The organism is Dietzia aurantiaca, assembly GCF_021033825.1.
Taxonomy (GTDB): Bacteria; Actinomycetota; Actinomycetes; order Mycobacteriales; family Mycobacteriaceae; genus Dietzia; species Dietzia aurantiaca.
In genome coordinates, this window is sequence record NZ_JAIFXZ010000017.1 from 75,438 (window position 1) to 87,343 (window position 11,906).

Here is an 11,906-nt window from a genome sequence, read left to right on the forward strand (position 1 = left end):
AGGTCGGCCGTAGTTGAGCGTGGCAGAAGGGAAAGCGGACTTGAGGTCTGCTTCCCGAACCTCGCCCATGGTGCCGTCGTCAGGTCACGGGACCCCGCCGGAACAGTCACATTCCGGTTACGAATTGCTTCGCGGCAGCGAGGAACCTGTCGTTCTCATCGGGATCGCCTATCGACACCCGCACTCCGTGGCCGGCGAAACAGCGGACGATGACCAGGCGCTCGCCGCAGTGCTCGTCGAACGCCGCGGACCGGTCGCCCAGCGGCAGCCAGACGAAATTGGCCTGGCTGTCCGGAACCGTGAAGCCCATCCCGAGCAGGGCCTCACGAACGCGGCCGCGCTCGGCGACCACCGCATCGGTGCGCACCCGCAGTTCGTCGCCGGCCTCGAGGCAGGCGATGCCCGCGGCCTGCGCCAGCGAGCTCACCGAGAACGGCACCATCATCTTGGCGACCGACGTGACGAGCTCCGCCGGGCCCACCAGGTAGCCCACCCGCAGGCCGGCCAGTCCGTAGGCCTTGGAGAAGGTGCGCAGGGAGACGACGTTCGTCCGGGACATGGCCTCGACCACCCCGTCCACGGGGTCCTCGGAACGCATGTACTCGTAATAGGCCTCGTCCAGGGCCACGGTGACGCGATCGGGGATGCGGTCCACGAACGCCCCGAGTTCGGCGCGACTGACAGCGGGGCCCGTCGGGTTGTTGGGGGTGCACACGAAGATCAGGCGGGTCCGGTCGGTGACGGCGGCCGCGATCGCGTCCAGGTCCAGCGAGCCGTCGGCGCTGTTGGGGACCTGCACCGGCACGGCGTGGGCGATGCGGGTGATGATCGGGTACGCCTCGAACGATCGCCAGCCAAAGATCACCTCGTCGCCCGGCGCGCATACCGCCTGCACGAGCTGCTGGCACAGCGCCACCGAGCCACAGCCGGTCGTGACGTTCTCCGGTGCCACCCCGAGGAAGTCGGCGAGCCGCTCCACGAGCGCGCGCGCCGTGATGTCGGGGTATCGGTTGGCGCCGGAGGCGGCCTCACCTATCGCGACGGCCACGCTCGGCAACGGCCCCGTCGTCGTCTCATTCGAGGCGAGTTTCACCGCACCCGGCACGGTCGCGCCGGGAACGTAGGCGGGGATGGCGTCGAGATCGTTGCGCACGTCAGGGGACATGAGTACAGCGTAGGACTATCGGGTGACCAGCAGGTGACCGGGCGTTTTGCGAACCGACGACGGCTGTGTGTACTGTTATTCCTCGTTGGCTCAGCAGAGCCTCCAGGAGGCGTGCCAGAGCGGCCGAATGGGACTCACTGCTAATGAGTTGTCCTCCTAAAAGGGGACCGGAGGTTCAAATCCTCTCGCCTCCGCCATGTCGGAGAGTCGGGTGACCGGCTGATCTGGCACGACAGAAGAATATGAGTATGCGCCCGTAGCTCAATGGATAGAGCACTTGACTACGGATCAAGAGGTTAGGGGTTCGAGTCCCTTCGGGCGCACGCCAGGAACGCCCCCGTCCACGCGACGGGGGCGTTCGTTGTTTCCGGGTCCGCCTTGCCCGCGCCCCGGGTCCCCCACGTCCCCCGCCGTGCTGACCCACGCTACCCCCGCCCCGTGCCCCGGTATCGTCGTGTCCGGCGCCCCGCCGAACGGTCGGAGCGCTTCGTGTTTCCCCAAGAGGGGCGCTGACGGGGGCAGGTTCTGCGACCAGTCGACGATGCGCCCCGGTTGTGTGAACCTTCAGGGATGATCGACGACGACGAGGCCGCGCGCGAGCCCACGATGGAGTTCTCAATGGCAGCTGGTTCAGGAGACTCGCGGGGATTACGGGTAGCCATCGGGCCGAACCAGGACCGCCACCTGACCGACGCTGTGGAGACCGCTGGCGGATCGGTCGTCCCGCTCGCGGAGGCGCAGATCCTCGTGTGGATCGGTGGGCCGGACGGGTTCCCGGAGCTGCCGGACGCCACCGAGTGGGTCGCGCTCAGCACTGCCGGCATCGAGCATTTCGTCGACGCGGGGGTGATCGACGACAAGCGGCTCTGGACCAACGCCTCCGGCTTCTACGCGCGTGGAGTCGCCGAGCACGCCCTGGCCCTGCTGCTCGGGGGAACCCGGCAGATCGTGCGTTCGGCCAAGACCCGCTGGGCCAAGGACACCGTTGACCCGGCGGTCCGGACCCTCCGGGGTTCCACGGTCTCGATCATCGGAGCGGGCGGGATAGGACGCGAGCTCACTCCGTTGCTCAAGGCGTGCGGTGCGACTGTGCTCGCCGTCAACAGATCCGGGCACACGGTCGACGGCGCCGACGTCACGATGTCGGCTGACCGGACTGATGAGGCGCTCGCAGAGTCGGACCACGTCGTACTGGCGGCCCCGGACACGCCGGAGACGCGTCACATGATCAACGACCGCACCCTGACGTTGCTCAAGCCGCACTCGTGGGTCGTCAATGTCGCGCGCGGGCCGCTCATCGACCAGGCCGCGCTGTACCGCGCACTCGCCGCGGGTGCCCTCGGCGGGGCCGCCCTCGACGTGACCGACCCGGAGCCGCCGGCCGACGACGACCCGCTGTTCGATCTCGACAACGTCGTCCTCACCCCGCACGTCGCCAACCCGGCCGGCCGACTCACGGAAGAGATGGCGCCGTTCCTCGCCGAGAATCTGCGGCGGTTCTCGGCCGGGGACGAGCTGCTGTCGCTGGTGGAGGTCGGCAAGGGGTACTGAGACCCGGACACGCGCCTGCCTGTGACGGAGCGAGGACGAAACGGCTGTTGCTGCGGGGGTGGAGAGGGCCCGGTGTTGCTCAGGGGGGTGAAGCATCACTCACGCGGGAGAAAACTGTCCGCGACTCGGCGGACGGCGTGCCACGGTACGGGTCCACGCGTTCACAGTGAGCGTCTCGTACCGCGGGGTCTGCCCGTTCGGAGGAGAAGCAATGGCACACAGCAAGAGAATCGCAACACTGGCCTCGGCGGCAGCGCTCGCCGGAGGAACCATCCTGGCCGGCGCCGGAGCAGCGGGCGCCCAGGGCTCGTCCGAGGTCGCCAACGACCTCCAGCTCGCGAGCATCGCACTCAACGGCCCCGTTTCCGTGTCCCCCAACGCGGAGGGCGGCCCGACGGTCGCCTACACCAACGAGGGCGATGAAGCCCAGCAGTGCATCGGCTTCACCGCGCCGTACAGCACGATCGAGGAGAACGACATCGATCCCCGAGAGATCGACCCGAACGATTTGACGTCGCTCGGGGTGCTCGGCACGATTCAGGGTGGTGGCGGCGTCTCCGTTCTGACGGTGAGCCCGCAGGGTGAGCCCGCCGCGGTTGTCAGTGGACCCGGACTCGATCTGGTGGGGACGGCCACCACCTTCGGCACCGGCGTCACGAGCGGTCTTCGAGTCCCGGCCGGCGAGACCGTGACCTGGGACGCGCCCGCTCCGGCGAACGAGTCCGCGGCCGCAGGGGTCATCTGCGCCAGGGATGGCATCATCGGCCCCCGGCTCGGCAGCTTGGTGAACTACTTCGGCATCGACCCGCAGGTCGTGGCCGATCAGGCGAACGACATCCTCGGCTCGCTCGGATCGGTGGGCGCCGGCAGCGTCAACGGCAGTGTCGTGGGCGTGGGAGCCGGCCTCACCGCCTCCCTCGCGGGCGGCGACGACACCGAGGCCGACAGCGGCTCCGGTGCCGCACCGGCCGGTGGCGGTAGCTGAGGAGTCTTTAGCGGGAAGTCTCTGATGCAGGCCCGGTGAGTGGCATCGACCGCCCCTCACCGGGCCTCTCGCCGGTACGCGCGCAGGGTCTCGACCTGGTCCCATACCACGATCGCCCAGATCGCGATGATCACGACCCACCGGATCGCGGTGGTCGTTCCATCGGCGTCCGTGGCGACGAGGTCCGGGTGGATCACCTGGTCCTGGATCAGCACGAGGGCGGTGAGGAACACACCGAACGCCACGTCGATGGCCACCTCGATGACCAGCCGTCCACGCCGCGCACCCGGCTGGACCAGCAGCCACACCTGCACCAGGGCGAGTGCCGCGATGAGGACCAGGTAGCCCGCGAGCCAGGCGGTCGGCAGGCCCGGATTGATAAGTGGTTCGCCGTTGTTGAGGTGCCCGATGTAGAGGAACGTCGACGGGATGAACGGCACGGCGGCGAGGACGGCCAGCACGATCAGCGACACGATCGCGTCGACGCGGGTCTCTGTTCGCCGCGGGGCAGCCTCCAGGGTCGCGGGATCCCAGTCGGGCGACGGCGCGAACGGCCCGGGCGTGCCGTCCGGGGTGGAGCGTTCCACGATCGCGACGATGATCGTCCACGCGGCGAAGACGCCCAGGAGGGCGGGGACGACACCTCCGGCGACCTGCCCGATCAATCCGCCCAGTTCGGGCTCGGGTGTGGTGGCCATATAGACGATGCCGTTGGCCAGCGCGGCGATCACGCCGACGACGGGTAGCAACCACCGCAGCACCCGCACCCACACCGGGTACGTGCCTGGCCCGATGAGGTATTGCCGCTGCCCGGAGTAGCGGCGGGCCAGGACGGCCGGGTCGCCGAGCCGGGCGAGCGCCGCACGTTCGGCGGCGTCCGGATCGGCGGCGGGTGCGGCGGCGGAATCCAGCTCGGCCGCGGCCATGTCCTCGATGATGGCGGCTATCTCGGTGGCGATGTCGTCGCGCTGGTTCTCGGGGAGTCGGCGCACCACCTCGGTGATGTAGCGATCGGTCAGTGCGGTCATCGTGGGCCTGCCTTCCGGAGTTCGGTGAAGCCGACGCCCAGCGCTCGCCATTCGGAGTCCAGGCGTTCGGCGGTCTGTGCGCCGAGCGGGGTCGTCTCGTAGTACTTGCGGGGCCGCGGTTCGTCGGTGTGCCAGAGCGAGGTGAGTAGTCCCTGGCTCTCGAGTCGCCGCAGGAGTGGGTACAGCGTGTTGGCCTCCGTTGCGATGCCGGCCTCGGCGAGCGTCGTGAGGAGTCCGTAGCCGTACTGCGGCGTCCGGCATGCGAGCAGGCTTCCTAGTACCACCGAGCCGCGCCGCAACTCCTGAAGGTGGGTACCGAGTACCGCGTCCACCTCATCGTCCATGTGGCACACGGTAGTGTGTGTCACACAGTATGTAAATGGCGCACAGTAAAGGACGGGATCGTCAGCGAGCCTGACGGTGGAATCGCCAGCGAGATGCGCCCCCGTGTCAGATATCGCCGGCCGGGCGCCGGCTCCACGCCACCGCCCCGACCAGCGGCAGGATCCACACGAGGACCAGCCACAGCAGCGTCCGCCGGGCGCCGATCGGCGCGGTGAGGATGTCGACTGTCGCTGCGAAAGTCACGGCCAGCCACAGCATCGCGAGCACCAGACCGGCGATCCACACGGCCATCCATGGCCCGAAATCCGGATCGCACACGTCGTACCGCACGCATTCGCTCAGCCCGGCTTCGGCGTTGAGGACCGTGAACATGACGACGAACCTACTCGGTCAACCCGCCCGTCTCGGCGGTGTCGATGCCGTCAGCGGTGGTGCCTCGCGCTCAGAACGACGACTACGACGACGACGCGAGCGCCTAGACGGCTGCCGGTTGCCCGGATGGACTGATCAGCGCCCCGGCGGGCCAGCCGGTGAGATCAGCGGGTCTTGGTGTGGAACTCTGCGAGCTCGCGGATCCACTGGGGAGTGGCCCGCCCCCGGCGTCGGTCGCCTTGGACAACAATTCCGGCGAGGTGCGCTCGTGCGGATGGGCTGAAGCGGCCGCGCCCACGCGGGTTGGCGTCGGGCTTTCTGGGTGGGGTCATGGAGTCCCGCCTCCTTCGAGCGTCTCCCCATTGTCGCAGTCGACGGCTGATTGTCCAGTGGTGTCGTCGTTCAAAAGCTCACGGGCGAAGTCCTCAACGAGTCTTCGGTCGACACCTCGTGGCGTGTGCTCGGCGTAGATCGTGGCAAGGGCGGCGGCGCCGACATCGCGAGCGCCTTTGCCGTCGTCAAGACTCTTGTCCACCGCCCAGATCGCGCGCTTCCACCATTGGTCACGCGCGTCGTTGGCATTGCGCTGCCGCCAGGTGAAGAACGCGATGGTCAGCGAGGGAAGTCCGAGTCCCAGAGCAACCCACGCCTGTGCAGTCATCGTGTCGTCCATTTCGAATGCACGGTGCGGACGGTATCGGTCGAGTCCGACATGAGGTCGTCTGAGGAACTCGGTTGCCACTGAATACCGCTGCGTCTCGGCCCACAGTGTGCTGGTCGCTGAACCCACGTAATCAAGCCTCCCAGTCGACCTCGTCGGCCATGCGTAACAGTCGCTCGCGACGGACGGGATCACTCGCGCCGACCCAGGCGATGAGCCCCAGGATGTGGGCTCGGAAGTCCGGGTGTTCGGCGTGGTTCTGGGAGGAGGCGCCGGAGCGGCGGGCATTGTGGAGGAGCGCGCGGAGGTTGTCGTAGTCGGCACGCCTGACCCGGGGGCGGTCATTGACGACGAGCCCGGCGAGCGTCTGACGCTGGTGTGCCCGCATGACGCGCACCTTGCCCGCGTGGACGGTGAACTCCTCGGAGGCGATCACCTTGAGCACCACCCAGAGGGCGCGGTCCGCGTTCATCTCATGCCCGGACAGCGCGAGGTCATCGCCGTACCGCGTGTAGGTGAGTCCGTTGGCCGCGGCGTATCCGTACAGGCGTCGATCGAGGGAGCGCATCACCAGGTTCGACAGATGCGGGGACGTGGGTGCCCCTTGCGGAAGATGTCGGCCGCGGAGGTAGGCGGCGTGCTCGGAGGGGACGCCGCGGAGCTTGTCCGCCGGGGACGCGGTGGTGCACAGGTCGGCGAGAAGCCGGGCGACTGTGGGCGGGTATCCGGCTCGGCGGAACACGTCGGCGATGCGCGGGGCGGTGATGCTCTCAAAGCAGTGACGCAGGTCCGCACGCAACACGATTGCCTTCGCGGAGTGCGGCCACGCGAAGTCGGCGGTGGACGACCACGGGACGAACCCCTTGGCCGCCCGATGCGCAGGAATGTGGGACACGAGTTGCCTCAGGATCCGCCGCTGCATCTCCCGCAGTCGCGGCTTGGGTGCCTCGATGACGCGGACCCCGTCCCGCTTCTCCCTCGTCCACACGCGGTAGTGCCGCAGGCTGGGGGACGCGGTGCGCAGCCAGCCGCCGTGATCGGCGAACCACTCGAGCTCGCCGACGGTGAGGTCGAGCCAGTCGGCGACTTCGCGCACCGAATAGAGCGCGGGCAGATCCTCGGCGACCGTGTCCCGCCGGGCGGGGACCGGCATTGTTGCGAGCTGCGGGGCGGGCGCGGTCCACGGGCGCAACACCCGACGCAATGCCGCGGCCGGGTGCCGGGGTTCGCGCGGGAGCATCAACAGCGACGGGAGTACCTCGCGCGCGACGTCGCCCGGAAGGACGGCGTCGAGCGCCCGCAGGAGTTCCGGCCAGGTCCAGCCGGTGTAGGTGCGAGAGAACCAGGCGGCGGCGTCGCCCACTTCGGCAGGGGACAGTCGCGCGGGCGGGCGTGGCTCGGTCATCAGACAGCGGGACTGTGGCCGGCGGGCGAGGCGACCCTGAACTCGTCTCGGCGGTGCCGATTCGCACGCGGAGCGTGCCGTGCGGCACCGGACGCAGGAACTAACTGTGATGTGTACCCAGGGGTTGCCCCTGAGACGGATCGGATCGATCCACTCTCGCCTCGCCCGCCGCCCACGCCGCCCAGTCTGCCAGGGATCCGCTGCTGACCTGCGGTGCCCTGGAAGCAGTGTGCAGGGCACCGCAGGTCAGAGGGGGGCCCTGCCGAACCGCCTTCACGCGGGTGCCGCGGGTTAGCCTGCAGCCCATGCGTGTCTCGCCTGACGGAACCTTCCACGGGCTGCGTCCGTCGCACCTGTGCCGGGCGGCGTGCCGGGTGTCCGCGGACCCTGGTCCGCTGGAACGCCGCCACGTCGCGCTCCACCCGGTCATCGACTACCGGCCCTACATCTCGGGGTCCCCCGACGTCTTCCCGCCGGGCCACCCCGGGTACGACCAGGGGGTGGCGACCGACCTGCAGATCCCGACCGCACTTCAGCGCCAGATCGAGACGTGGATCGCGGAGTTCAGGGAGAACTTCCTCCACATCGGTGACAGGCCGGTCGACCAGCCGGTGTGGCGTGACGGCTTCGACGAGATGGCGTGGCTCGACCGAGGCCACGAGCTCGCCGAGCGGCTCGGCGAGCACTACCCGGAGCATTTCGTGTTCTGCTGCGCGGAGAAGTACGTGGTGTGCGAGCTCGCCGCCGACCAGCTGGCTTACGCCTGCGCCCTGACCGGACAGTGCACCCGTGAAGATGGCTGGCGCATGCCCGGAAATGAGCCCGACCCGGACGTGCCAGCAGGACTGCGACTCATGCCCGAGTACGGCGTCGAGTGGGGGATCTGGGCCGGTCGCCTGCCCTACCACCAGCCGCCTCGGCTCCTCGGCGGACCCGGGCCGGCGGGTTTCGCGACGCCCCGCTCGCTGGGCCTCACCGCCGAGCTCGAGGAACGACTCCGCCGGTGGAACGACGACTGGCGACGCGGCTTCATCGACTACGGCAGCGGGCCGGAGGATTCGGGCGCCCGGTTCGGTCTGCCGGGGTACGGCTTCGCTCTGCCGCGCTGGAGCGACGACGTCGACCCCGTCGCCTGGTACCGCGAGGGGCGCGCGATCGCCGCGAGCCTGGCCGATGAGCTCCCGGGCGTGACGGTGCGACTCACCGCGGTGCGGTACGTGTGCGCGTCGCTGTTCCTCCACGTCACCAAGATTTTTGACGACGACGAGTTCTTCAGTCGCGACGCGCAGGGCTCTGCCTGGATGCCCGTGTAAAGCGGCAACCGTCCGGCCGGCCGGGTCCGTCCGTGGGAGGGGTGGTGGCCTCCTGCGCATTCGCCCTCAACTCTCCGTAGTATGTGCCACCGTTGCATCGTGACCTCAACAACGGGTGCGATTCCGCAGTCCAGCACGGGAAAGCCCGATACGCGCATCGCGGTGGCGGCGTTGGCGGCGATACTCGTCCTCGCCCCGATCGTCGTGCTGGACCTGTCGTCGTGGAAGTCGAACGGCTCGCTCTGGTATCTGGGCATGCTTCCGGCACTCATGGGTCTGTTCGCTGGTCGTCGTCTCGCCTTTGCCGCAGCCGCGCTGACGCCGGTGATCGTCGGGATCTCCCTCCTGCTGCGCGACCTGCCGCCTGTTGTCGGAGCCGCGTACATGCTGCTGCTCGGCGTGGCGACGGGGCTCTCGGCCCGGCGGGGGTGGCATGTGATGATGTCCTTCGCTGCCCCGCTCGCCGCCCTCGCGTTGATAGGGGATATGCACGTGGCGCTGCCGTCAGGCAGGTATTCGGCGGACGCCTCACCGGAGTCGATCCTCATGGCGATGGTGGTTCTGCTGATCGGTGGTGTGTGGACGGCGACGTTCGGGGCGTTCGCGATCAACAAGGTGCATGTCACCCCGCCCGAGGCCGTACCGAATCGGACCTCCCTGTACTTCGCCGCGGCGATGGGCGGACTTGTAGCGCTGACCTCGTTCATCGCGTTGACCTGGCTGCCGCCCAATTCGTGGTGGATCGTCCTGACCATGTACGTCGTGGTCCAGCCCTACTACGCGTCTGCGATCACTCGGGTGAGCCAGCGTGTAGTCGGGACCCTTGTAGGGTCGACGGCCGCAGCGGTTGTCGTGGTCGCGTTCCATCACCTGCCCGGCCTGATCGCCGCGCTCGCCGCAGTGCTGACCATCCTTGCGGCGTGGGCCAACCTGCGACTGCCGTACTGGGTGTTCGTCACATTCCTCACCCCGGCGGTGGTCCTGCAGACCGCCGGGGGGACCCACGATGTTGCGCAGGCGATCGCCGATCGCGCCCTTTACACGCTCGTCGGCTCTGGCCTGGCAATAGTCGTGATGGCTGGCGGCCACAAGTATCTGATCCGGCATCCCCGGCCGCAAGAGACTTGAGTGGCTTGACGACGTCTTGGGGGCCAACGCGCACAGTGGAACCGCGACTGGGGCTCCGGGGGTGGCGCGCCCTGTATGACGACGACGAGGTCGGTCGCTTCGTAGCCTCAGCACATGCCCGCCCCTGCTCGAGACGCCCCCCGCCGCACCGCCGGCCATCTGGCGTCGGTGGCTCTGGTCGTCATGTGGAGCTCAGGATTCGTGGGGGCCGAGCTCGGGATCCGCGCGGGCGGCACCCCGCTACAGCTGCTGAGTTGGCGGTTCTCGATCCTCGCGGTGATGCTAGTGACGGTCTGCCTGGCGTTGCGGGTCGACCTGACGGACCGACGGGCGTGGGGCCGGCAGGCGGTCATCGGGCTGCTCAGCCAGGCGGGGTTCCTCTTCCTGATCTTCGAGGGCGTCAACCAGGGGGTCGACGGCGGGACCGCGGCCCTCATCGCCTCGCTCCAGCCGCTGCTGGTGGCGACGGTCGCGGGGAGTATCCTGGGCGAACGGATTACCCCGACCATGTGGATCGGCATGGTGCTGGGGCTGGCCGGCGTGGCGGTGGTGGTCTCCGGGGACCTGGGCGGCGGGTCCGCGCAGTGGTGGGCCTACCTGCTCCCGGCGGCCGGGATGCTCTCGCTGACCACCGGCACGGTCCTCACCCAGAAGCTCAGGCCGACCGAGTCCCTGCTGCAGTCCATCACCATGCAGATGGTGGTGACGGCCCTCGCGCTGGTGGCGGTCTCCGTGGTGGCGGGTCAGACGACGCTGCCGGCGCAACTCGACTTCTGGCTGGCCGTGCTGTGGCTGGTGTCCCTGTCCACGCTCGGCGGCTACGCCCTGTTCGTGTACGTGACCCGCACCCGCGGGGCCACCGTGGCGAGCGTGCTGCTCTACCTCACCCCGCCCACGACCATGCTGTGGGTGTGGCTCATGTTCAGTGTCCCGATCACCGTGATCGCGGTGGTGGGGATGGCCATCAGTGCGATCGGCGTGACCATGGTGCTGCGCTCCCGTTCGGCTGCTGCCGCTCAGGGCGCGCGGAACCAACCCATCGACTCGGAGGGCTGACGGCATGACAACGGGCGACAAGACGACCGGCGAGGAGCAGGCAGGCCTACGGGATCGAGTGGCCGGGGCGATGATCGGCACGGCGGTCGGCGACGCGCTCGGAGCGGGCTACGAGTTCGGCTCCGCGCCGCTGGGCCCCGGCGGCCCGGACATGATCGGCGGCGGGCTCGGCGCATTCGCACCCGGCCAGTGGACGGACGACACCACCATGGCCTGGTGTGTTCTCAACGCGACCTCCCGCGGACACGGCCTGCTGGCCGAGGGGGCGCTCACCACGATCGCGCGGCACTTCCGCCGTTGGTACGACTCCGGCCCGTCGGACATCGGTAATCAGACCCGTGCGGTCCTGCGCGCGGCCGGATCCGAACCCACGGCGGCCGCGGTGCGTGAGGCGGCTGTCGACTTTTCGGCCCGGCACGAGCGCTCCGCCGGGAACGGCTCGCTCATGCGCACCGCTCCCGTCGCGCTCGCCCACCTGGGTGATCGGGAGGCCATCGCCCGAGCGGCGACCGAGGTGAGCGCGCTGACGCACGCGGACCCGTGCGCCGGCCAGGCCTGCGTCCTCTGGTCGCTGGCGATCGACCGCGCGGTCCGGGAGCGGGTCTTCGACATCCGTAGTGGGCTGGCGTTCCTGGACGACGACGAGGCCCGCTCGATCTGGGCGAGCCGGATCGACGAGGCAGAGCAGGAGCCGCCCTCACGCTTCACGCCGAACGGGTGGGTGGTGACCGCGCTCCAGGCTGCGTGGTCGTCGATCCACCACACACCGGTGTCCGCCGACGACCCGGGCCGGCACGCTGCCGAATCGTTGGCTACGGCCATCGCGATCGGCGACGACACCGACACCGTTGCCGCGATCGCCGGCGGGCTCCTCGGCGGGCGCTGGGGCGCCACGGC

The 11,906-nt window shown here is 69.1% G+C and carries 13 protein-coding genes and 2 tRNA genes; 8 read left to right on the forward strand and 7 right to left on the reverse strand.

Features of this window, described 5'->3' with window-relative positions; genetic code table 11:
- Nucleotides 1-106 precede the first annotated feature (106 nt).
- Nucleotides 107-1,165, reverse strand: a complete 1,059-nt coding sequence (locus K3888_RS15570; RefSeq protein WP_230931192.1) for a pyridoxal phosphate-dependent aminotransferase — start codon at nt 1,163-1,165, stop codon at nt 107-109.
- A 105-nt stretch (nt 1,166-1,270) separates the two neighbouring features.
- Between K3888_RS15570 and K3888_RS15575 the strand changes: the two genes are divergently transcribed.
- The 4 genes from K3888_RS15575 to K3888_RS15590 all read left to right on the forward strand — a co-directional run bounded on the left by K3888_RS15575 (nt 1,271) and on the right by K3888_RS15590 (nt 3,701).
- Nucleotides 1,271-1,362, forward strand: a tRNA-Ser gene (locus tag K3888_RS15575).
- Between the two features lie 53 nt (nt 1,363-1,415).
- Nucleotides 1,416-1,488, forward strand: a tRNA-Arg gene (locus tag K3888_RS15580).
- A 295-nt stretch (nt 1,489-1,783) separates the two neighbouring features.
- Nucleotides 1,784-2,716: an NAD(P)-dependent oxidoreductase gene (locus K3888_RS15585; RefSeq protein WP_230931210.1), complete on the forward strand. Its 933-nt coding sequence runs from the start codon at nt 1,784-1,786 to the stop codon at nt 2,714-2,716.
- Nucleotides 2,717-2,927: 211 nt separating this feature from the next.
- The gene (locus K3888_RS15590; protein ID WP_230931193.1) at nt 2,928-3,701 is read left to right on the forward strand and encodes a hypothetical protein; all 774 of its coding nucleotides are present in this window, start codon (nt 2,928-2,930) and stop codon (nt 3,699-3,701) included.
- Between the two features lie 56 nt (nt 3,702-3,757).
- On the opposite strand, the gene K3888_RS15595 is transcribed toward K3888_RS15590, so the two are convergent.
- The 6 genes from K3888_RS15595 to K3888_RS15620 form a co-directional block, all read right to left on the reverse strand.
- Nucleotides 3,758-4,729 (reverse strand): HAAS signaling domain-containing protein, encoded by a 972-nt coding sequence (locus tag K3888_RS15595; RefSeq protein WP_230931194.1) that lies wholly within the window; start codon nt 4,727-4,729, stop codon nt 3,758-3,760.
- On the reverse strand, nt 4,726-5,073 hold the full coding sequence (locus tag K3888_RS15600) for a PadR family transcriptional regulator (protein ID WP_230931195.1): 348 nt from the start codon (nt 5,071-5,073) through the stop codon (nt 4,726-4,728). Before K3888_RS15600 ends, K3888_RS15595 begins: the two co-directional genes overlap by 4 nt.
- A 106-nt stretch (nt 5,074-5,179) precedes the next feature.
- Nucleotides 5,180-5,446, reverse strand: coding sequence for a PLDc N-terminal domain-containing protein (locus K3888_RS15605; RefSeq protein WP_230931196.1), 267 nt, complete (start codon nt 5,444-5,446; stop codon nt 5,180-5,182).
- Nucleotides 5,447-5,610: 164 nt separating this feature from the next.
- Nucleotides 5,611-5,778: a hypothetical protein gene (locus K3888_RS15610; RefSeq protein ID WP_230931197.1), complete on the reverse strand. Its 168-nt coding sequence runs from the start codon at nt 5,776-5,778 to the stop codon at nt 5,611-5,613.
- On the reverse strand, nt 5,775-6,119 hold the full coding sequence (locus K3888_RS15615) for a hypothetical protein (protein WP_230931198.1): 345 nt from the start codon (nt 6,117-6,119) through the stop codon (nt 5,775-5,777). Before K3888_RS15615 ends, K3888_RS15610 begins: the two co-directional genes overlap by 4 nt.
- 121 nt (nt 6,120-6,240) lie before the next feature.
- Nucleotides 6,241-7,512: a reverse transcriptase family protein gene (locus K3888_RS15620; protein ID WP_230931199.1), complete on the reverse strand. Its 1,272-nt coding sequence runs from the start codon at nt 7,510-7,512 to the stop codon at nt 6,241-6,243.
- Nucleotides 7,513-7,817: 305 nt separating this feature from the next.
- Between K3888_RS15620 and K3888_RS15625 the strand changes: the two genes are divergently transcribed.
- The 4 genes from K3888_RS15625 to K3888_RS15640 all read left to right on the forward strand — a co-directional run.
- The gene (locus K3888_RS15625; RefSeq protein WP_230931200.1) at nt 7,818-8,825 is read left to right on the forward strand and encodes a hypothetical protein; all 1,008 of its coding nucleotides are present in this window, start codon (nt 7,818-7,820) and stop codon (nt 8,823-8,825) included.
- A 99-nt stretch (nt 8,826-8,924) separates the two neighbouring features.
- Nucleotides 8,925-9,953 carry an FUSC family protein gene (locus tag K3888_RS17935; protein WP_230931201.1) on the forward strand — a complete coding sequence of 343 codons (1,029 nt, stop codon included), beginning with the start codon at nt 8,925-8,927 and terminating at the stop codon, nt 9,951-9,953.
- Between the two features lie 114 nt (nt 9,954-10,067).
- On the forward strand, nt 10,068-11,009 hold the full coding sequence (locus K3888_RS15635) for a DMT family transporter (protein WP_230931202.1): 942 nt from the start codon (nt 10,068-10,070) through the stop codon (nt 11,007-11,009).
- Between the two features lie 4 nt (nt 11,010-11,013).
- A partial coding sequence (locus K3888_RS15640) for an ADP-ribosylglycohydrolase family protein (protein ID WP_230931203.1) occupies nt 11,014-11,906 on the forward strand: 893 nt, incomplete at its 3' end.